The 21,693-nt window shown below is 57.4% G+C and carries 19 protein-coding genes; 6 read left to right on the plus strand and 13 right to left on the minus strand.

What is annotated here, in order from left to right:
* Positions 1-5 precede the first annotated feature (5 nt).
* From ABJI08_RS19300 to ABJI08_RS19310, 3 genes are all read right to left on the minus strand, one after another.
* Entirely contained in the window at positions 6-2,570 is a 2,565-nt protein-coding gene (locus tag ABJI08_RS19300) for a peptidoglycan -binding protein (RefSeq protein WP_348403486.1), read from the minus strand.
* Positions 2,571-2,573: 3 nt separating this feature from the next.
* The gene (locus ABJI08_RS19305) at positions 2,574-3,815 is read right to left on the minus strand and encodes a biopolymer transporter ExbB (RefSeq protein WP_348403487.1); all 1,242 of its coding nucleotides are present in this window, start codon (positions 3,813-3,815) and stop codon (positions 2,574-2,576) included.
* Between the two features lie 95 nt (positions 3,816-3,910).
* Positions 3,911-4,435, minus strand: coding sequence for a gamma-glutamylcyclotransferase (locus ABJI08_RS19310; RefSeq protein WP_348403488.1), 525 nt, complete (start codon positions 4,433-4,435; stop codon positions 3,911-3,913).
* Between the two features lie 70 nt (positions 4,436-4,505).
* Here ABJI08_RS19310 and ABJI08_RS19315 point away from each other — a divergent pair, with 70 nt between their 5' ends.
* Positions 4,506-5,504, plus strand: a complete 999-nt coding sequence (locus ABJI08_RS19315; protein ID WP_348403489.1) for a DUF2125 domain-containing protein — start codon at positions 4,506-4,508, stop codon at positions 5,502-5,504.
* 6 nt (positions 5,505-5,510) lie between these two features.
* Here ABJI08_RS19315 and ABJI08_RS19320 read toward each other — a convergent pair whose 3' ends face one another.
* Genes ABJI08_RS19320 through hisC form a run of 3 tightly spaced genes read right to left on the minus strand, consistent with a single transcriptional unit; the run spans position 5,511 to position 8,373 of the window.
* Positions 5,511-6,365: an extensin family protein gene (locus ABJI08_RS19320; RefSeq protein WP_348403490.1), complete on the minus strand. Its 855-nt coding sequence runs from the start codon at positions 6,363-6,365 to the stop codon at positions 5,511-5,513.
* A gap of 2 nt (positions 6,366-6,367) precedes the next feature.
* Positions 6,368-7,291: a prephenate/arogenate dehydrogenase family protein gene (locus ABJI08_RS19325; RefSeq protein WP_348403491.1), complete on the minus strand. Its 924-nt coding sequence runs from the start codon at positions 7,289-7,291 to the stop codon at positions 6,368-6,370.
* On the minus strand, positions 7,288-8,373 hold the full coding sequence (gene hisC, locus ABJI08_RS19330) for a histidinol-phosphate transaminase (RefSeq protein WP_348403492.1): 1,086 nt from the start codon (positions 8,371-8,373) through the stop codon (positions 7,288-7,290). The genes ABJI08_RS19325 and hisC overlap by 4 nt, the downstream gene beginning before the upstream one ends.
* A 202-nt stretch (positions 8,374-8,575) precedes the next feature.
* Here hisC and ABJI08_RS19335 point away from each other — a divergent pair, with 202 nt between their 5' ends.
* Positions 8,576-9,847, plus strand: a complete 1,272-nt coding sequence (locus ABJI08_RS19335) for a hypothetical protein (RefSeq protein WP_348403493.1) — start codon at positions 8,576-8,578, stop codon at positions 9,845-9,847.
* A gap of 64 nt (positions 9,848-9,911) precedes the next feature.
* Here ABJI08_RS19335 and rpsD read toward each other — a convergent pair whose 3' ends face one another.
* Entirely contained in the window at positions 9,912-10,532 is a 621-nt protein-coding gene (rpsD, locus tag ABJI08_RS19340) for a 30S ribosomal protein S4 (protein ID WP_348403494.1), read from the minus strand.
* Positions 10,533-10,732: 200 nt separating this feature from the next.
* A complete protein-coding gene (locus tag ABJI08_RS19345) occupies positions 10,733-11,332 on the minus strand; it encodes a TetR/AcrR family transcriptional regulator (protein WP_348403495.1) in 600 nt (199 codons plus the stop codon).
* A 100-nt stretch (positions 11,333-11,432) separates the two neighbouring features.
* Between ABJI08_RS19345 and ABJI08_RS19350 the strand changes: the two genes are divergently transcribed.
* A complete protein-coding gene (locus ABJI08_RS19350) occupies positions 11,433-11,822 on the plus strand; it encodes a hypothetical protein (protein ID WP_348403496.1) in 390 nt (129 codons plus the stop codon).
* A 67-nt stretch (positions 11,823-11,889) separates the two neighbouring features.
* Here the strand turns inward: ABJI08_RS19350 and ABJI08_RS19355 are convergent, their stop codons facing one another.
* The 5 genes from ABJI08_RS19355 to ABJI08_RS19375 form a co-directional block, all read right to left on the minus strand.
* On the minus strand, positions 11,890-12,948 hold the full coding sequence (locus tag ABJI08_RS19355; RefSeq protein WP_348403497.1) for a Hint domain-containing protein: 1,059 nt from the start codon (positions 12,946-12,948) through the stop codon (positions 11,890-11,892).
* Between the two features lie 107 nt (positions 12,949-13,055).
* Positions 13,056-13,943 (minus strand): lipid A-modifier LpxR family protein, encoded by an 888-nt coding sequence (locus ABJI08_RS19360; protein ID WP_348403498.1) that lies wholly within the window; start codon positions 13,941-13,943, stop codon positions 13,056-13,058.
* A 171-nt stretch (positions 13,944-14,114) separates the two neighbouring features.
* Entirely contained in the window at positions 14,115-14,738 is a 624-nt protein-coding gene (locus ABJI08_RS19365; protein WP_348403499.1) for a peptidoglycan-binding domain-containing protein, read from the minus strand.
* Positions 14,739-15,411: 673 nt separating this feature from the next.
* On the minus strand, positions 15,412-16,188 hold the full coding sequence (locus ABJI08_RS19370) for a DUF2092 domain-containing protein (RefSeq protein ID WP_348403500.1): 777 nt from the start codon (positions 16,186-16,188) through the stop codon (positions 15,412-15,414).
* A gap of 115 nt (positions 16,189-16,303) precedes the next feature.
* Positions 16,304-16,918 carry a response regulator transcription factor gene (locus ABJI08_RS19375; protein WP_348403501.1) on the minus strand — a complete coding sequence of 205 codons (615 nt, stop codon included), beginning with the start codon at positions 16,916-16,918 and terminating at the stop codon, positions 16,304-16,306.
* Positions 16,919-17,265: 347 nt separating this feature from the next.
* On the opposite strand from ABJI08_RS19375, the gene ABJI08_RS19380 reads away from it, so the two are divergent.
* The 3 genes from ABJI08_RS19380 (at position 17,266) to ABJI08_RS19390 (ending at position 21,690) form a co-directional block, all read left to right on the plus strand.
* Positions 17,266-17,787, plus strand: a complete 522-nt coding sequence (locus tag ABJI08_RS19380; RefSeq protein WP_348403502.1) for an oxidoreductase — start codon at positions 17,266-17,268, stop codon at positions 17,785-17,787.
* 66 nt (positions 17,788-17,853) lie between these two features.
* A complete protein-coding gene (locus ABJI08_RS19385) occupies positions 17,854-20,394 on the plus strand; it encodes an ATP-binding protein (RefSeq protein ID WP_348403503.1) in 2,541 nt (846 codons plus the stop codon).
* A gap of 111 nt (positions 20,395-20,505) precedes the next feature.
* The gene (locus tag ABJI08_RS19390; protein ID WP_348403504.1) at positions 20,506-21,690 is read left to right on the plus strand and encodes a lipid-transfer protein; all 1,185 of its coding nucleotides are present in this window, start codon (positions 20,506-20,508) and stop codon (positions 21,688-21,690) included.
* Positions 21,691-21,693: the final 3 nt, after the last annotated feature.

Below are 21,693 nucleotides of genomic sequence, written 5' to 3' on the forward strand. Positions count from 1 at the left end.
CCCCGCTACCGCTCCGTAAATTTCAGCTCGATCCGCCGATTGCGCGCACGCGCCTCTGCGGTGTCGTCCTGATCAACCGGTTGGTATTCGCCAAAACCATTGGCTGAAAGCCGATACGGGGCAACGCCCAGGGCTTCGATCATAAACCGCACAACCGACAGCGCCCGCGCCTGACTAAGCTCCCAGTTGTCTGCATATAAACCGCCGCCGATAGGCACGTCATCGGTGTGGCCATCTACCCGAATGATCCAGTCGATCTCATCTGGAATTTCATCCGCAACGCTTTGCAGGATAGACGCCACTTTGGATATCTCACCCTCTCCGGCGGTCGAAAGATCTGCCCGACCCGGGGGAAACAAAACTTCCGAGGCAAATACAAATCGATCACCAACAATCCGCACACCTTCTTGCGTGCCCAACACCTGCCGCAAGCGTCCGAAAAACTCTGACCGGTACTGTGCCAAATCCTTAGTTTCAGCTTCCAATGCCAGTTTTTCCAGTTCCAGCCGTTCGCGTTCGGCCTGTTCCAACTCGCGCCGCTTGCGTTCTTCAACAGCCGCCCGGGCCAACGCCGCATTCAGATCGCTGCCCAGCGTTTCAAGCTGTACCTGCGCCGCTGCATCGCGTTCCTGATAGTCATCCAACAACGCCTGAAGACCTGACAATTGCGACCGCAGCGCGCCGATCTGCTGGTTAAGCGCTTCAATTTTACGCAAGCTTTCAGCCGACCGCGCCTCTTCTTGCGTCAAAGCCTCATTAGCCGTACGCAACAGTGCTTCGCGCTCTTCAGCCGCCGTCAATGCGTCTTCTGAGGAGCTTTCTGCCAATCGTTTAGCCGCCAATGCCGCCGCTAGTTGGCGCTCAACTTCACTTGAATCCTGCAACCTAGACTCTGCGGCCAACCGCGCAGCGATGGCCGTCGCCAGCCTTTCTCGCATCGCAGCAGCGTTGTCCAGAATGCCCACAACTTCAGCTTCACGGGCTTGTTGCTCCGCCACCGCCGCAGCCAACCGTTCCTCCAGCGATTTCAGCGCGTCGGACAGTCCCGAACCCGTCGCCTCGGCCTCGTCCGCCCGGCTCTCCGCCGCCAGTTTTGCCGCCAAAGCCTCTGAAAGGCGCGCTTCCAGTTCCTGCAAGTCGGTTTGCAACTGGTCTTGCGTTGACCCCGCTGTCGCGCGCGTCGTTTCAAGCGCGGCTTGCGAATTGGCCAGTCGTTGCTGCAAATCTTCGATGGTCTGGCTGCCCTGTTCCAGCCCCAGCAAAGCCGCCGTCAATTCCGCCCGCACCGATGCCAGCTCAACATCCTTGTCACCCGCCGAAGCCTCTGCGATTTCCAGCGCCAGAACCGCCCGGGCCAGTTGCGCCGCCAAATCTTCGCTGCGGCTAAGTACGCCCTCAAGATTGCTGCGCGTAGCGGCCAGGTCTTTTTCCTTTTCCGCCAGAACCGCCTCAACAGCGGCCAGTCGGATCATGGCGTCGCTCAGGTTTTCTGACACATCCTGACCGTCCACCAAAGCGGCAGCCAGTTTCAGGTCCAGATCTTCCTGTGCCGATTGCGCGGCGGCCAACATCGTCAAGGTATCTTCGGCCTCTTTGCGCTTTTGCTCCAACGCCAGCGTCATCGCCGTCAGCTCGGCATCCGCCGTTTTCAGGCGTTCGCGCAAGGCTTCTGCCGCCGCGGCTTCGGCCAGTCGTGCGGCCTCTTCGTCGGTCAGATCGGCCTCCACATTTTTCAGCCGTTCGCGCAATGCCTCAGCCGCTGCGGCTTCGGCCAGCCTTGCCGCTTCTTCGTCGCTCAGCTCGGCTTCCACAGTTTTCAACCGTTCGCGCACCACCTCTGCCGCTGCGGCTTCGGCGGACCGTGCCGCCTCTTCGTCGATCAACAGGCTTTCCAGATTGCTAATGCGCGTGCTCAGATCGGTTTCGCGATCAGCACCATCCGCCAACTTGCGGTTCATGTCGTCAATCAGCGCTTCCAGCGCCTCGCGCCGGGCTGCTGCCAATCGGGCCGCCTCGACCTGAGCGTCCACTTCGTCGCGCACTTGCGCCAAGGCCAATTTCAGCGCCTCACGCTCATCAATCAGCGCGGCCCGCTCTGCGGAAAGTGCCTCTTGCTGTGTTTCTAGATTGGCAATCGCGCCCAGAGACTCCTCGCGCTGCGCCAGCAATGCCGCCACTTGCTCTTCAAATCCGGTGATACGGGTCTGCGCAGATGCAAGTGCCGCGTCCTGCGCCTCGCGTTCCGCCGACAACGCCGCAATCAACGCTTCTTGCTCGCGCGCAATGGTCTCGGTGTCGCTTAAAGTCGACCTTAAGCCACCAAGTTCAGTTTCCAGATCAGCTGTGCGCGACCGTTCCAACCCCAGCGCGTCCGCCAGCGCCGCGATCTCGCCCTCAAGAGAATCCAGTTCGGTTTCTTGTCCCGTGATGGTTTCGCGCAGCACCGATTGCACAATCATGAAAATTGTCAGCACAAACATCAAAACCAGCAACAGGCCGGTCATCGCATCGACAAAGCCGGGCCAGATTGACGACTGAAAACGCTGTCCGGTACGCCGCGACAGGGCCATGGATCAGCCCTCCTGCCCGTCTTTGGCGGGACCGGGCGTTTCCTTGGCGCGTAAACGACCCACGGGTTTTGGTCCCTCGCTCTGGGCCTTGGCCACCTGACGCATTGTGCGCAGCAACGCGTTCAGATCGGTGCGAATTTCAGCCATGCTTTCCTGGCGACCGGCGGAAATCTCTTCCAGAATGCGCAGCATCTGCACATCAATCGACCGCAACCGCATCCGGCTTTCGGCGTCGATGCCACCCTCTTCGCCGTCTTCGCGTTCTTCCAGCGCATGGATCAGGCGTTCCTGACCTTCGGCCACGCGCAACAACGCCTGTGTTGTCGGGGCTTGTGTCTCCATCCGGTCAGCCATGCGGTGAACTGCTTCGGCCAATTGTGTGACCCGTTCATCCGTTTCTGCGCGGCTGCCCATCGCTGTGGAGAAGCTTTGTTGCATCGCCTCCATCTGCTGGGCCATGTGATCAAATGCGGCGCCCACGGCGTGCTGCTCGACACCTTCACCGTCGCCGCTGGAAAAGCCGACGCGGGTAATGGAACTCAGCCACTCTTCCAACTCGCGATAGAACCGGTTTTGACCTTGTCCCGCGAACAGTTCCAGCAACCCGACAATCAGCGATCCCGCAAGCCCCAAAAGCGACGACGCAAACGCCGTGCCCATGCCGCCCAGTTGACGTTGCAACCCCGTCATCAGGCGTGAAAAGACCTCGACTCCGCCTTCGCCATCTTGCGGCGCAAGACTGCGGATAGTGTCCACCATCGCCGGAACAGTTGTGGCCAGCCCGTAGAAGGTTCCCAAAAGGCCTAAGAAAATCAACAAGTTGACAAGGTAACGGGTGATCTCGCGCCCTTCGTCTATGCGTGTACCAACAGAATCCAAAATCGACCGGGTGCTGGTTGCACTGATCTGACTATGCGCCCCGCGCGTTCTCAGCAGCGCCGCCAAAGGCGCCAGCAACTGAGGCGGTTGATAGGAATCATGCCCATCCCGAAGCCCGGCAAACCGCTCGATCCAACGCACCGAACTGATCAGAGAAAACACCTGCCAGAAACACGCAATCACACCGGTCAGAAACACGGCCACGATAAACAGGTTGAGGAACAGATTGGCCTCGATAACAGGCCGAACCTGAGGCATCACAAGATACCCCAACCCGGCAGTCAGACCCAATACAACCACCATGAACAAAATCTGGCGGGTCGGCTGAGAGAAATGCGGCTCGACTTTGCGGTCTGGCTGGTCCATGTGGACAGCTCCTGACACTTGTTTTTATCTGACGTCACATTACTGGCAACAAACTGTGCTGCCAAGGTTTTATGCGCTGCGCTGCCGCATGGGTGTCAATTTGGTGTCAGTTCGCGCACACGGGCCGACAGCCAGTCCAGATCTTCATCTTTTATGCCCAGTTCGGACAGATGGCTGGCGGTGTTATGGAGGTATTCCGTGTTGGGTCCGCGTCCGCCCACGGCCGTCGAAATAATCCGGGCCTGTTCTTCCATATCCAGATGACAATACTGGACGTGGTCGGGATCAATCACATAAGTCACCGCCTCGACCTGACGGCCATCGGCCAGCGCAACCGGCACCACCCGTTCCAGATAGGCCGAGCTGATCAGTTCGCGTTCACGCAAGTATTCCAGCGTTGCGGCTTGTTGATCCGGTGCGACAGATAAGGCCAACCCCTGACAATGCGCGTCGTCCTGTGCATCTAATGCCAACACCAGCCCCGGGTGGTCAGACGTGCCACGATGGTGAATGGAGCGCATGCAAAAACTGCGATGCCACCCCGGCAGAGTCGCAATTGTCTGCTCTACAAACTCAAACCCCGGATTCCACAACAGCGATCCGTATCCGAATACCCACATATTCCGCCTCTGGTCCTTCACGTTGCGCGCGGTTAAACACCAATCGACGCCAAGGGGAAAGGGCTCAAACATGATGAAACGGCTGTTCACGTTGATCGTGCTCCTGGCGATGGGATGGTCCGGGTACTGGGCCGTCGGATATTGGGGCGTCTCCAAGGGGTTCGAACTCTGGTTTCAGGATCGCCGCGCCGATGGCTGGGTTGCGGAATATGACGACTTGTCCATCGCGGGGTTCCCCAACCGGTTTGACACAACCTTCACCAACCTCACTCTGGCGGACCCTGATACATCTGTGGCATGGTCCGCGCCGTTCTTTCAGCTCTTCGCGCTCAGCTATCGCCCCAATCACGTGATTGCGGTCTGGCCACATGACCAATCCCTGTCGACCCCGCTGGAAAAGCTGTCATTGCACACTGATGACATGCGGGCGTCTCTGGTTTTGCGTCCGGACACCAACCTGACGCTGGACCGGGCCAACCTGACGATAGACGGTTTGGCGCTTCAGGGCTCTGCAGACTGGCAATTGGCGGCACAGGACATTGACCTTGCCGTGCAGACACAACCGGACACGCCAGCAACTTACCGGCTTGCATTGCGCGCTCAGGATCTGACCCCGCCCGTGGCGTACCAGCTGCCCTCTGGCCTGCAATTGCCGCGTTCTCTTGAAACACTTCATGCTGACCTGACTGCCACGTTTGATCGCCCCTGGGATCGGACCGCCATTGACGATTCACGCCCTCAGCCCACGGCCCTGACTTTGGCAAAGGCTGAAGTCACATGGGGCGATCTGGAATTGAATGCCGCTGGTAAGGTCACGATTGATGCACACGGAAATCCGACAGGCACCCTGACCATTCGTGCGGTAAACTGGCGTGAAATCATCGCCGTGGCGCGTGCCTCAGGGCATATCGCGCCCGGACTTCTGGACACGGTCCAGAGCGCGCTGGAACTGGGTTCCCAGCTCTCAGGCAATGCCAATAAACTTGATATTCCGTTGAATTTCAAAAACGGCACCACCCGTTTGGGCCCTGTGCCCATCGCCCCTGCGCCGGTTATCCGCCTGCGCTGAATGCGATCACCGGCAGTACGGTCCACCCCGATGGCGCGCCACGTCAAAGTGGAAATGATCCTTGTGATAGCGATCGGCGTTGGGGCCCAGAACCGTGCCAAACGGACCACAGGCGCTTTTGTGCATCTTCTTAAGAATACGGCCTTTTTTTCCGTTATTCCAATCGCGCTTCACGGAAATGGCTTCGCCGTTCTTCAGGCGGAATTCTGACAGGTCGATGGCCTTGCCCTTGCCATGTTCCGAGATTTTCGCGCCCTTGCGATTATTGCGTGTCCGACAGGAATAATGGGCCGCAACCTTTAGCTCGACCACCCCACCGCCATAGCTTTTGGTGGCGGGTTCCATGCCTTTGTCGATCCACAATTGCAGCGCACGCGCTGTGTCACAGGTCATAATAGCAGGCGTACTCAGGCGAACACCGCTCACTTGATACACTCGTATGGCACCGCTTGAGATTCCACATCCGGGCAACTTTGCCTTCACCGAAGACATTTCTTTGCCAAACAAGTCGCGCTCTTTGCAAAGCCGGCTCAAACCCTCTGGCGGCTTCTTACCCTTGCGCGAAAACAGACCACCCAATCCGGTTTTTTCGGACTTTGCCGCAGGGGCCGCAACAACGGCTGCTGTCGATGCCGCAGCAGTTGCAGACGCGGCAGATGCCGCTTTCTTGTCAACCTTGCCAACCACACGGTCCGGGCGCACCATAGGGCGTGGCGACGTATCTGGCGCAAAACTTGGCAAGGCTGGCGGATACACATGTTCGCGCGTCACCGGGCGTATCGACGTTTTGGGGGCGCCCGCCTCGACCACAGTCATCATCAGGCATCCACCAATAAGGCAGGTCGATATGACAGCGCGCATCTTCACTGACGCCCACCACCCCGGCCAAAGTCTGGCGCATCGGTGTCCTGACCGGCCTCAATAATGCCCCGCCGAATGGCTCTGGTGCGGGTGAAATAATCATAAAGGTGATCGCCGTCGCCGGTGCGAATGGCGCGTTGCAGCGCAAACAATTCTTCAGTGAACCGGCCCAGGATTTCCAGCGTTGCGTCCTTGTTGGTCAGAAAAACATCGCGCCACATGGTTGGATCACTGGCCGCAATCCGCGTGAAATCACGAAAACCGGCGGCAGAATATTTGATCACTTCGCTGTCGGTCACACGCCGCAAATCATCCGCCACGCCCACCATGGTGTAGGCAATCAGATGTGGCGCGTGGCTGGTGACGGCAAGCACCAGATCATGATGATCCGCGTCCATTTCATCGACATGCGCGCCCATGCCTTCCCAAAAACTGCGCAGCTTTGCCACGGCGTCCGGGTCGGTATCTTCGTCGGCAGGCACAATGATGCACCAACGATTGTCATAAAGCTCTGCAAAGCCGCTTTCCGGCCCGGAATGCTCGGTTCCCGCCAGCGGATGCGCAGGTACAAAATGCACGCCGTCAGGCAGATGCGGGGCAACCGCGTCAATCACCGACCGCTTAACCGACCCTACGTCAGACACTGTCGCACCGGGTTTCAAAACCGGCGCGATCTCTGCCGCGACACGGCCCATCACGCCCACCGGCACGCACAATATCACAAGGTCCGCGCCTTCAACCGCCTCAGTTGCGCTGTCGCACACCCGGTCGCACAATCCAATCCGGCGCGCGGTTTCGCGGGTGTCTTTGGTTCGGGCATAACCGGTCACTTCATTGGCCAGCCCAGAGCGTTTGATTGCCCAGAAAATCGACGATGCAATCAGCCCCAGTCCGATCAGGGCAACCCGATCGTAGACTACGCTCATCGCGCGCCGTCCTTGAACTGGCCAATCGCATGCGCCACGCGGCGGCATCCGGCTTCGTCACCCACGGTGATGCGCAGGCAATTGGGCAATCCATACCCGGTCACCAGACGCACAAGTATGCCTTGGGTCTTGAGATAAGCGTCACAGGCTTCGGCTTCTTCCTGATTGGCAAAGCGCGCCAGAATAAAGTTGGCTGTCGATGTGTCCGACGGCACGCCCAACTCGGCCAAAGCTTCTGCGAGCCACGCCCGCAACCGCGCATTTTCAGTCCGGCATTTCGTGACCCAGGCCTGATCACGCACCGCCGCCTCTCCCAACGCCAACTGAATGGTCGACAGGTTGAATGGCTGACGCAGCCGGTTCAGAACATCGATGATCTCTTTGGGTGCATAACCCCAGCCAATGCGCATGCCGCCCAGACCGTAAATCTTGGAAAACGTCCGGGTCATGATCACGTTTTCACGCGCCTCGACCAATGCCGCACCGCCATCATGGCCTTCGACATATTCGGTATAGGCTCCGTCATGCACCAGAATGGCCCCTTCGGGCAGCCCATCTGCCAGTCGCGCCACTTCGTTGCCACCAATCATGGTGCCAGTGGGATTGGCCGGGTTGGCAATAAAAACGATCCGGGTTTTGTCGGTACACGCCGCCAGAATGGCATCCACATCCACCGTGCGCTCGCGTTCCGCAACCACAACTGGCGTGGCACCAACCATGCGGGCCAGAATGGGATACATCGAAAACCCGTGTTCGGTGTAAATCACCTCGTGGCCCACCCCGGCATAAGCCTGCGTGATAAACTGCAACACTTCGTCCGACCCAACGCCACAGATGATCCGCTCGGGATCCAGCCCATGCACATCGCCAATTGCAGCGCGCAGGTCTGCGTGGTCCGTGTTGGGATAACGGTTCAGATTGTGACCTGTCTTGGAATGAACCTGCTTCACCACGTCCGAGCTGCCAAACGGGTTTTCGTTTGACGACAGCTTCACGACATCGGACTTACCTTCGATCGAAGATTTGCCGCCAACATACAGCTCGATATCCATGATTCCGGGCTGCGGGGTAATAACAGACATTCTCAAAAACTCCCTCTTAGCTCCGGGTTCTAGCCGCGCCATACATTCAAAGCCAGAGTGTTTTGCGCATTGCGGCGTCACAGACGCCACTTGATCGCCAAAAAAGGCAGAAAAACCACAAAACCAGAAATCGCTTAGGCCTGACATGATAGCCTGCTAGGTTTCTCTTGCCAGCCTTGATTGATCGCACACGAGCCGGACCATGGATTTCCTCAAGAAGTTTTTTGAAAACATCTATCTGTTTGTGATCGACACTGTCAGCGGCTTTTTTTGCGCGCTGCTGTTGATCCTGCGCCATCCCGTGCTTGGCCCACAGATCCTGAACCGGTCACGCACCCGCAAAACCTCCCCCGGCATTGATCCGGCGCTGTTTCTGTTCCTGTCCTCTGTATGTCTGTTGATGTACCTGTTTTTCGGGGATGTCGGCGAAAAGCAGATCATCGAGCTGATTTCAAAAGGCAAGCCAGGCGCCGAGATGAACATCCTCGCCATGGCCAGCTTTGTTTTTGCATTGCTGGTCAGCCTGATGATCGGCCTCTTGACCGCTGCCCGACGGCTGCGTCTGGTCTGGCAATGGCGCACAGGTCCGTTGCGCCTGCGCCCCCTGACCAAGCTGGAACGCCACCGGCTTTCAGCCGCGCCCTACAGCGCCGTGTTCAGCCTGACGACGTCGTTGATCCTGTCCCTTGCAACCATTCACATCGCGGTTCTGGGCAATATCTTTGTCTGGATCGCCGAACTCTGGGTCGCGCCCTTTGGTTTGCAGCAAATTTTCGTCATTCCCAGTGGTTGGATATTCTCCGGGTTCCCAGTCACCACATTTGACGTTGCGCTGACATTCACTGCCGCCCTTTTGTTCATTCCGGCCTTTTGGCCGCTGGCCCGGTTGCTGTTCTGGCCCACAAAACTCACATGTACCCTCAGGCGCCGTTGGCACCCGGCGCTGGTGGCCTTCGCCCTTTTCCCACTGGCATTGGTGCCATTGATAGGCGCTTTGATCAGCTACTCGTGGATGGCCGAACCGCGTACCCAACCCCAGGAACTGAGCGTTGCCAGTTTTACCTGTGATTTCGGCGATTGGCCCAACGTCGCCGCCGCCCTGCATCTGACAAACACCATGGACACGCCGGCAATCTTTGCCCGAGACACGTTTCAGATCGGGGTTACGGCCATACATCCCACAATCGGGTCAGACGAGCCGCAGGATCTTGAGGTCCACCTAAAACTGATGCCCCTCAGCATTGTCGCCCTTCACGACCGCCAGAACCTCGGCTTCTATGCCGTCGAGGCAGGTGAAACCGGATTAATGGTTTTGTCCGGGACCGCCCGGTCCGATGCATGGTCACAAGAAGGCGACAACCCCGACAGCCTGCGCTGTGACCTGCAGGCATCTTTGAGCCGAACAAATCTGGATGTGACGGCATTTCCGTTCGGATACGTCTCGGGCACCGTGCTACGCCCACCCAAACCCTGACCCAAAATGCAAGAAACCCGCCCAGATGGGCGGGTTTCTCGAAACCTTAATGGAACGGCGAAGATTAGTTCTTCGCGTAGAATTCAACCACTAGGTTGGGTTCCATGACCACTGGGTATGGCACGTCCGAAAAACCGGGAGTGCGCACGAAAGTGGCTGTCATTTTGCTGTGATCCGCGTCAATGTAATCAGGCACGTCACGCTCTGGCAGCTGAACAGCTTCCAGCAGAACAGCCAGTTGCTTTGACTTGTCACGCACTTCAATAACGTCGCCTTCTTTGACGCGGTAAGACGCGATGTTCACGCGCTGACCGTTCACTTTGACGTGGCCGTGGTTCACGAACTGACGGGCGGCAAAAACAGTCGCAACGAACTTGGCGCGGTAGACAACCGCGTCCAGACGGCGTTCCAGCAGACCAATCAGGTTTTCACCCGTGTCGCCTTTTACACGCTCGGCTTCGCCATAAATGCGGCGGAACTGTTTTTCGGTCAGATCGCCGTAATAGCCTTTCAGCTTCTGCTTGGCGCGCAGCTGCGTACCAAAGTCAGACATTTTGCCTTTGCGGCGCTGACCGTGCTGGCCGGGGCCATAGTCACGACGGTTAACCGGGGATTTTGGACGACCCCAGATGTTTTCACCCATCCGGCGATCAATTTTGTGCTTGGCAGACGTGCGTTTGGTCACGGCTGTTCTCCTTCTTTAGGTCGACGTCCTTGTGGACGACTATGAAGGGCGTTGTCCTCTTGGGTTTCCCTTGCGGGTCCCATGACAGGCATACCCCTTGCGGGGGCCACCAACACCAATGAAGCCGCGCATATACAACAGTGGTTGGGGGAGTCAAGCGCACATCACCATTGCCCGGCAATTGCGTCTGCCCGCCAGCTTCATGGGGCCAGCAAAACACCGATGCAATGGCTGGCACGCGCGCTGCGCCGTTCCATATCCGCAGCGTCCGGCGGAGGCAAGCGCCCGACAACGCACCGTATCTGCATATCCCCGATCAAGACCCCTAAATACAGTTCAACCGCTTCCTCGACATCGTCAAACGCCAACTCACCGCGCTGGCGAGCCGCCTCAAAAAGGGTCGCCAACAAGGGCTGGATTGTCCCCCGCCCTGCTGTGCGCACCGCATCTGCCAATTCGCCTGTGGAATCCGCCGCAGCAGCCCGGTTTAGTGCGATGGCCCGCTCCCCCAACAAAATGCCAAGCAACACCGGTCCAAAAACACGTAACGAGTCCAATACGTGGCTTTGTGTGTTCAGCGCGTCATCCAGAAACGCGCGGGCCTCCTCAGCGTTGCGCGCGACCATCGCCCGAAACAACCCCACTTTGTCGCCGTACCAATTGTAGAGCGTTTCGTTGGAACATCGGGCGTGACGCGCGACGCTCAGCATGGATGTTCCAAGGTAACCTTTCTCTTCCAACAACGCATAGGCCGAAATTTCAATCTGCGCCTGCCGCGCGGCGCGTGTTTCGCTTCGCATAATTTCCGGGTCCTCACTGGCTTGACACAAATCGTACACATCGTTACGGATATATGCAACCGTACAGATAGTTACGCTTATTCAACCCAAGGAGAACATCATGCCCTTCACAAATTCACGCGTACCCGCTGCCGCACTCTGGACCCTGATCGTCCTGCAATTGATTATGCTCACAGCGCTCTACGCAAAGGTGCCGCCACATCCGCCACTGTCGACGCCGCTGTTTGGTCTGGCACCGTTTCTGGGGATGGCGTTGGCTGTTGCGGCTGCGGCTCTGTGCATGGGACCATCGGAAACGCTTGTGGGTCGGTCTCTCACTCTGATTGCTGCAGTTTTGGCCGCCGTCTCGTTTGGGCCACAGAAATACTTTGACGCCCAGTTTGCCTTGATCTGGCCCGCAGTGATCACCGGACAAATCGCCATTCTGGTTCTCATCGCGAACACGTTCCGAGACGCCGTTGAATCTCCTCGAACCACGGCAATTCTGTAAAATCAGAAACAAAAAACGCCCCGATCCAGCAGATCGGGGCGTTTTCAATTCCTATAGAAACGTAGCTTTAGGCCGCGTGTTGCAGGATCGCCGCTTCAGAAGTGCTCAGATTACGTCGCGCATATGGGCCATAGCGATGCGGATCACGTGCCAGATCGGGCAGCATATCCATCAGTCGTCCCCGGTCTCTTGCCTCAAGCGAGGTCAATTCGGCGCTGGCCGGATGGAAGCTCTCGGTCTCGACCCCATTTGCCCAGATCACCTCATGCCCCGGCAATAGCAGGTGCACATAGGTCACCTCGCGCAGCGCATGGTCGACGGCAATTGTGGAGCCGTTCACCAGATCTTTGGCCCGCACCAACACTTCGGGCGCGTTAAACAGCGATCTCGCGACTGCGCCACGCACCAGCATACTATGCTCGGGCGACACGATCAGTTCCTGATCAGGCCGCTCGATCCCCATTGCGCCGGGTCGGATACGAATGGGTCGCAGCTTGGGCATCGCGAACAGACGCGCGCCTGTCATGCGACGACTGCCGATCCACTGGATTTCCTGCGTGCCATTGTCCTTGGTCTGTACCCCGTCGCCCTCGCGCAGATCATCTATCCGCTTTGGCCCTTCTGGCGTGGCGATCATAGTGCCCGGGGTGAAACAGATCACACCCCCGTTCGAGGTCGCCACACGCCGACTTTCCAGCGCTTCCATTGAATGGTGCACCACCCACAAAACCTTGTTCTTAGGGGGTAATTCATCAAGGAACATCAAAAGCGACGCGCTGCCCGCCACTTCGATAACGGTCGCAGTGTAACTGCCCGTCCCGTCTGTCACAATGAACCCGCCATCCAGCAAAGGTTCGTCTATTTCTATCTCGTCCACCTTGGTGGTATTGGTGACCGCCGCCCCAACCAGCCGACGCACCATGCGCGCCGCCCGCTTGCGGATGTTTGCCCCTTCTTCCCCCTGATCGAGTCGCAAAAGCTCGCCGGGGCCGTCCACGCGGACAGCTTCCCCATGCCAGGACCACACCACGCCTGTTTCCAGCGTTTGCTCTGGTGCGGCCACAAGGCCGTCTACTTCTGTTTGCGACCAGGAGATGACAAACGTGCCACGAAAGCCCGTTTCCATTGCCTGATAACCTGCCATAGTCTTTTTTTATTGAGATCAGACTAACAGGGCCGAATCAGGCTGCAAAGAGTTGTTTTGTAAAAAGTTAACGCCGGTGCAAATCGGACTCAGAAGTGCAGATCAAACCGCACTGCGCCGACAACCTGACCATCGCTTTGCCCGACATACTCCTTGCTTAGCCAGGTCAGACCGTAAAACACATGGCTCTTGTCATTGCGCCAGTGAATGCCGGCGCGGGCGCGGCTTCTGGTGTCAGATGGTTCTAACCCGCGATCCCCCGGCAGATAGACGCTGTCATACACCTTTGCCACATCCCCGCCGACCACAAAGCTGACCCCGGCTTGCTGGTTCTCGACTACCCGATAGCGATGGCCCGTCACCCAATCGCGCACCAGCAATTCGCCCTGCCCGAAATTGCCAAACGTCAGGTCAAACCCGGCCCGCACCAGCGTTTCGTCCCCCGCGCGCACTTCGGCAAACGGGCGCAGCCGGCTGCGGCTGCTCAATGAAAAATCCCGACCCATTTCTGCGACACCACGCAAATGCCACTGGTTCGGCAGCTGTGCCGCCAGAACCGAATCTGATGGCCCCGGAAGCCCCAACAGATCGTGCAGCGCTTTTTGAAACTGGTCCAGCCCGGTCATCGGACCAATGGCCACAGCCTCTCCGCCCAGACTGAACTCGGTTCTGGCACGTTGAAAATGCGTATGTGCGCCAAACGTCCAGATCCCTGCAAAAGGCCTGTCTCCGGCGCCGGACGAGTTGATATTTCTGGGCGAAATGATCTCTCCACCAAGGCGGAATTCAAGAATATCCCCGAATTGTTCCGGCAACTGGTTGTCCCAGCCACGTCCCCAGACCCAGCTTGATCCAGCCGATCCAGTGCGCCACCGGTCATAACCGTCGCCCAGAAAGTCATTCACGAAGATACGGCCATGCCCAAGAAAGCCGCGCTCTTGTGCATTGGAGTCAGTGCAAAAAATGGCAAGCGCCATGAAGCAAAGGGCAATTCGACCAAGCATACCAGTCCTCAACAATTCGCCCCCACGGCATCGTTTTGTTAGCGCGAAAGCTACAGGCGGGCCAGTGTCACAAGACCTCTTTCTCATAATTATCTAAAACTGTTGCGAAATCCCCGATGCCGGTCTTGGCATCGGGGTGTCTGATCAGTTGTCCTGACTTTCCTCAGAGGCTTCCGGGGCTGTGTCCGATGCAGCATCCTCAGACGCAGCATCTTCCGGCTTGGCATCATCCGACGGGGCATCCTCAGCAGCAGCGTCCGCCGGGGCATCCTCTGCTACGCCGGTGTCACCTTCGGCTTCAGCTTCGCCACCTTCTGCGGGCGCAGCGCCATCCGCTGGCGGGCGGTCGTCTTCGATTTCAGGAACGTCAAACCCCAGCAATTTGGCAGTGTCGCGATCCACATAGCCGGTTTGCTCAAGTTCATTGTCATACTGCAACCAAAGAATGGCCGTTTCAGTCCCGGTGCCAAACACGCCATCAATGGTGCCGACATCATACCCTTGCGCAACCAGACGGTTCTGCAAGTCGCGTACAATCTCGCCCGTGGTCATCGGAGATGTCAGCGCTAGACCAATTGCGCTTGCCGGTTCGGCCTCAGCCTCTTCTTCGGCGTCTGACACGATCTCATAGACCTGTTTGTCCTGATAATACGTGGCGCGATACAAAACACCGTCGCACAGATACAACGTCTCGCCATCATCCTGAACCTTCTCACACTCCTGATCTTCAGGAAGATTGGCAATATAGACCAGCGTCGATCCCGCCACGACGGCTGTAAAGAACCAACCCCAACTGGGTCCCCAGTAATACGATCCCCAATAGTGATGCGGAGGTCGGTAATAGGGCGGACGATGATATGGCGGGCGGTAATTTGGCGGGCGATGGCCCGGCGGGTGCCATCCCGGAGGACGGGTGCCCGGACGTCCCGCAACAGGCGGACGGGTGCCCGGTGGGCGTGATCCCGGTGGTCGGTTGCCCGGAGGTCGCGCCCCAGGTGGACGTGAGCCGGGAGGTCGCGCTCCAGGTGGACGTGAACCGGGGGGTCGCGCCCCGGGTGGGCGGGTTCCAGCAGGACGCGTTGCAGGCCGGGTTCCGGCGCCCGGCAACGTAGCCTGAGGAGGTCGCGCGGGTTGCGTTGATGGCCTTGACGCCGGCTGGCTCGGACGCGCCGCAGGGGCAGAAGGCCGTGTTGCAGGGCGCGGGGCCGGTCTTGTGCTCGGTCGCTGCGCGGGACGCGCTTTGGGTTGCTGAATAGAAGGCCGCGTTCGCGCGCCGCTCGGCCGAGAGGACGGGCGACTGGAAAACCCGCCGCGCGCGCCCTGATGCCCACGGTTCATAGCGTGGGCAATGCTTGGCCCGCCAAAGCCCCCGACGAAAACAACCGGGCCTTGGGTGAATGCTATACAAAAGCTCAACAGCCAGACAAACAATCGTTTCATATTACTGCCCCTCCCCTTCTGCATTGTTCTCCGAGTTGTGCTTCGGCCATGCCAGTCGCGTCATGTCCGCGTCCGGTTCAAACGTAAAAAACCCTTCTTCGATGTCGGGTGCAAAATCCCAGTCGCTTAAAAAGGCGCGGTACTGTGGCCATCCCTGTTCATAGGGGTTTGTCCCCACCATCATAATCGGAACTGGCATGTCCGGATCATCCGAAACCCAGATTTGAAGATCATATTCATAGGTCGAGAGGGCAACATGATGCGTGTCCTGCCCAACAATTTTTTTGCGCCCCAGGTAAGCCGCAGACGTCACGTCCCCCAGCAATTCATCAGCATTGTCAGTCACCAAAAGCTGCCAGATGGGCAGCGCCGTGTCATATTCTTCCGCAATCCGGTGCGCCAAGGCATCAAAAGTGCCCGCATAAGGCGCCTGCACATAAGAGTCCTGATTTAACAGATGAACCGAGATGGTCGCGTTGTCGAAATAATAGGCCCGCGCGCCTTCTTCCTGTTCAGCATGCGCGTAATACCCCTGAGCCCGGTCCAATAAGACTTCGCCACTGCGGGTATGCGTAACAATTTCGCGTCCGTCGATCACCTCGTCAAATGACACAAACCAATTGGCTGCAATGGTATCGCTGCCCGCCAGCGTGGCGGCGGCAGCTTCCACAATTTCGACGGCTTTGGGCTCGATCCGCTCTGCATCTTGCGCCACAACCGGCGCACTTAAGAGGCAGGTGACCAACACCAATCCTCCATAAACTTCAACTCTTTTCATAAATGCACCCCGACTCAAATTTCTTAACGCTCCTGTTCACTGTACCCGTGAACCGGAAAAACACGAACGTTTTGCGTAAGCAGACGATTTGAAACGCGAGCAGATCAGTTGGCGATCAGAAAACGTCCTGCTCGCGTGCAATCAAAGCGGCCTGCGTGCGATTGGAGGCCCCAATTTTGCGGTACAGCGTTTTGACATGCAGCTTCACGGTTGGCTCTGACAATTTCAGATCGCGTGCAATTTCTTTGTTGGACTTGCCCTCGGACAAACCGCGCAAGGCCTGTAATTCCCGCTGAGTCAGCACCTGCGTCAGGGGATGTTCATCTTCCTGAACACTGGCTGTCAAAAAGTCGACGGGCACATATTGTTCGCCGGTCGCCATGAACCGAATGGCATGAATCAGCGATTTGGCCGACAACGTTTTTGGCACAAAGCCAACGGCGCCCGCCTCCAGCGCCGATTCTGCAACGGATCGGCTCGCCTCGCCAGACAGCAATGCAACGTTCGGGGCGCCTTCCTGCAAAAGAGTTTTCTGCAACCCCTCCAGACCGTTCATACCCGGCATATTGTAGTCCAGTAGAATCAGATCAAACGGACCATCCTGCTCAATCTGCGACAACGCTTCTGACAGATCAGGCGCTGTACGCGTCTCAATGTCCCCGGCGCTTTCAACGAACGCCACTAATGTGTCACGTAATAAATCGTGGTCGTCGGCAATCAGGATCTTCACAAAATACGTCCTCTACTATAGCGCGATAGTAGCACATGTGCGCACCCCGTGATCAAGGGGAAAAGGGCTGTATTCATTCACGCCGCCTACCCGTTTTAGTAAATTGTGAGCGGATAAGTCGCCAGAATTTGGCTCATCGTTTGGTAAGTGCGCTGAAAGCCACAGAAAAGCGCGCGTCCGACAGAGTTCAGATTAACATCAACTCGTCAAATAATTGTCCAATAAGTAAAATAATTTGAAACAAAAATAAAACTACCCGTTCGGATAGGACTATATCCATTTTCCCATTTCCGATAGCGTCGTGAACATGACATGTTTCAGGAGTTACCTATGAGGAACCCGAGCAAATGCGCAATATGAGAAGGGCAATTCTGGCCCTGATCGTCGGCCTCATGTTACCACTCACGACCGCCGTTCTGGCGGAAGACGCTTTGGTCTCACCAACTGGAAGCGTCGTACTGACCGTGTCGGGCAAAATAGGCGCGACCAACTCGGGGGACACGGCTCAGTTTGACTTAGAGATGCTACGGGCACTTCCGCCGGTCAGCTTTTCGACCACGACCGTTTGGACTGACGGAATAATCGAGTTCACGGGTGTACCGTTGGCAGTGCTGCTAGAGAGTCTGGGGACCTCTGGCGGCACTGTTGATGCCTGGGCCATAAATGACTATCTGGCCGAATTCGAGATTGAGTTGCTGGAACCCGAATTCCCGATCATTGCCTATCAACTGAATGGCAAACCGATGTCTCGGCGGGAAAAGGGGCCACTCTGGATCGTCTACCCGTATGATGCCTCTGCGAAATATCAAACTGAACTGGCCTATGCGCGCAGCGTCTGGCAACTCGACAGGCTTGAAGTCCTCGAATAAGCTCTTTGCAAAGATGACGTGAGACGTTCATTGCCGCATTCTGCCAAACTCTCTTCGACCCTCGCTATGCTCGAGCCGCGGCGCCGCTGGAAAATCGGCGTCATTCTGGCCAGCGTTGCCGGTATCCTGATGGTTATGCTGGTGTTCCTGTCGATCGAAGTCCAGACCAACTTGCGCCGCCTGAACACCGCAAGCACGGACACGCTGCAATGGACCTTTGGTCAGGTCGAGGTCGAAATGCTCGAACTTGCCAATGCCATCGCACTGGCAAGCAATGACGACACCTCCGATCTTGAGACCGTGCGGCTAGAGTTCGACATCGCCTACAGCCGCGTCGAATTTCTGTCCACGTCGCCAATATATACGCGGATCGCCAAGGCCGACGCCTTCAACCAGTCGCTTCACGATCTCAGACAATTTCTCAATGATGCGATCCCTCTTATGGATGGCCCGGATGCCGACTTGCGCAATGCCCTGCCCATGTTGCGCGACCGGACCCAGGAACTACGCCTTGATGCGCGCAAGCTGGCCGTGGTTGGTCTGGGGCGTTTTGTGGAAGAGTCTGACGAGAAAAGAAAAGACGTTGGCACCACGCTCATCCGGCTGGCGCTTCTGGCGGTTTTACTTGTGGCGGCTCTTGTCGCGTTGATTTTCTATATGTTGATAATCTACCGACAAGCCCGGGATCGTGGCACTGCTCTGGCACAGGCCAACAACCGCATGAACACGATTCTGACCACATCGTTAGACGGCGTCATAGTTTGTGACACGTTAGGGCGCGTATTAGAATTTAACGCAGCGGCACAAAACATCTTTGGTCTCAGCAAAGCCGTGGCCCGAATGGGCAGCATGCACGACCTGTTTGTCGCGGATGAACCCCTTTCCGGATCTCCCAACAGCACAAACACGTCGGGTACAGTCAACATACGACAACTGGTCGGACGCGGTCGAGTGGAGCTTCAGGCCCGACGTGCCACCGGCGAAATTTTTCCGGTTGAGATCGCTGTCCAGTCGGCATTTGACAGCGAGCAGGAGCTCTATGTTGCCTTCTTGCGAGACATTTCCAAAAGGGTCGCTGACGAAAAAGAGCTGGTGCAGGCCCGCGACAGCGCGCTGGCCGGAGAACAAGCCAAATCTGACTTTTTGACGGTCATGAGCCATGAAATCCGCACCCCACTGAATGGCTTGCTTGGCACCCTTTCTCTGCTGGAAGACACATCCCTCAACGCTACTCAGGCCCAGTTCGTCCGCAATATGGAAGTCTCTGGAAAAGTGCTCACGCGGCATGTCGACAGCGTTCTGGACCTTGCCCGGTTCGAAGCAGGTAAAGCCACGTTCACCAGCGTGCTCACCGATCTCGACAAGGTTGTTCAGGATGTACTCGACGGGCAATACAGCCTGGCGAAACGCAGCGGAACCAAGCTTTGCTGGTATTGGGTCGGCCAACCGCAGCGTTGGGTGCGCCTTGATCCAACCGGGCTGGAACAGGTGCTGCTCAATCTGACGAACAACGCGATCAAATTCACTCCCGATGGAGAAGTCAGAATTGAAGTCGAAGTGATCTCAGACACACCCGTCACCTATGTCGAATTCCGGGTGATAGATACCGGTCTGGGTATCCCGGATCAGGACCTTGAGAAAGTGTTTCAGGACTTTGTAACGCGCGACGCCTCTTTTGGCCGACAGACTGGCGGCACTGGATTAGGGCTCGGCATCTCACGGCGCATCGTCATAGCTATGGGCGGCGATATTGGCGTGGAAAGCACGCGGCATGAAGGCAGCGTTTTCTGGTTCCACCTGCCTGTCCAACCGGCTGCTGCTCCGCCCTCACAAAAAACTGCCACCCCTACAGCCGATGCAAGCAACGCTCTGGATATACTGGTGGTCGAAGACAATGACATCAATCGCGACGTCGCCTGTGAAATGCTGCACCGCGAAGGCCACAAAGTCACCTGCGCACCCGACGGTATAGCCGGGGTCGAACATGCGAACAAACATGAATATGACGTCATCCTGATGGACATTTCCATGCCGGGACTGGACGGGTTTCAGGCCGCCGGATGCATAAGGCGCGGCGATGGCGCATCACGATCCACTCCGATCATTGCGTTTTCGGCAAATGTCATGCCTTTGGATTTGGGTGAAATTGAACACGCCGGAATGAACGGCTTTCTCAGCAAACCTCTCAGCCGAAAGCAACTTACCGAAGCGCTGACACGAATTCGCTCCGGGGAAACGATCCTAAATGCCGCGCCGACATTGGACTCCGGCGTACTGGACGAAACGCACCTGTTGTCGACCCGTGAAAGCCTTGGAGATAAGCGTGTAAACGCGCTCATGACGCGCTTTCACGACGAATTAGAAACCTTGAACGGATCACTTGCTGAGAAAGACCTGACCGCTGGCCAAATGCCTGATCTCGCCGCAGACACCCACAAGGCAGCGGCGAGTGCATCTGTTTTTGGTGCAAGTCAGCTGCGAAAAACCCTTCTGGCGATTGAACAGGCCGCGAAGACCGGTGATCTGAAGTCAGCGGCGGAACAAGCCAGAACACTCGACCCGGTCTGGACGGAGACCAAGGCAGCATTGCACCGCTTTATGATCTAGGCCCGACATCAGTGGCCGCTAAAAACCGAACGTCACTTGGCCACACAAACGTTTGCCTCAACCGCCCCAAGCCCAGATACTCGCCGCATCACAGGGATTCGAGGTTTCGCCATGCCCCAGTCAGCCATTATTGCCGGTGTCGGCATGATCAAATTCGCCAAACCCGGCGCATCCGAAAGCTATGACCGAATGGGCGCCGCCGCCATTCGCGACGCGCTTGCCGATGCCGGACTGTCGTACGATGACATTCAACAGGCCTATGCCGGGTACGTCTACGGAGACAGCACATCTGGTCAAAAGGCGCTGTATCATGTCGGTATGACCGGCATTCCCATCGTAAACGTCAACAACAACTGTTCCACCGGGTCGACCGCTCTGTTTCTGGCCCGTCAGGCCATCGAACATGGCATCGCCGACTGCGTTCTGGCGGTCGGGTTTGAACAAATGCAACCCGGCGCGCTTGGCAGCCACTGGTTGGATCGACCAACACCGTTTGACGATTTTGACGCAGAGACCGACGCGCTGGTCGGCAATGGACAGGTGCCGCTGGCGCTGCGCTATTTCGGCGGCGCGGGGCAGTCCCACATGCAGAAATACGGCACCACGCTGAACGATTTCGCCAAAATTCGCGCCAAGGCCAGCCGACACGCCGCGCACAATCCGCTGGCATTGTTCAATACCGAACTGACCGAAGATCAGGTCATGGCTGCACCGATGATGTGGGACGGTGTGATGACACGCCTTATGGCCTGTCCACCCACCTGCGGCGGAGCCGCCGCGATCCTGTGTTCCGAAGCCTTCGCCCAAAAGCACGGGATTTCATCGCAGGTTCAGATCGTCGCCCAAGCCATGACCACCGACTTTCCGTCAACCTTTGACGCACACGATATGATGCAGCTGGTCGGATATGACATGTCCAAAGCCGCCCGCGAACAGGTCTGCGAACAAGCCGGGATTGGCGTCGAAGACGTCGACGTTGTCGAACTGCACGACTGTTTCACCCATAACGAACTGATCACCTACGAAGCACTGGGGCTGTGTGACGAAGGAAGCGCGCAGCAATTCATTGCCGATGGCGACAATACCTATGGCGGTAAATACGTCACCAACCCGTCTGGCGGATTGCTGTCCAAGGGGCATCCGCTGGGCGCAACCGGTCTGGCTCAATGTTACGAACTGACGCATCAACTGCGCGGCACCGCCCGGGAACGTCAGGTTGCTGGGGCCCGCACCGCGCTTCAGCACAATCTGGGGCTGGGCGGCGCTTGTGTTGTGACGCTCTATCAGGCCGCCTGATCC

The organism is Shimia sp. (assembly GCF_039969785.1).
Lineage (GTDB): Bacteria > Pseudomonadota > Alphaproteobacteria > Rhodobacterales > Rhodobacteraceae > Shimia.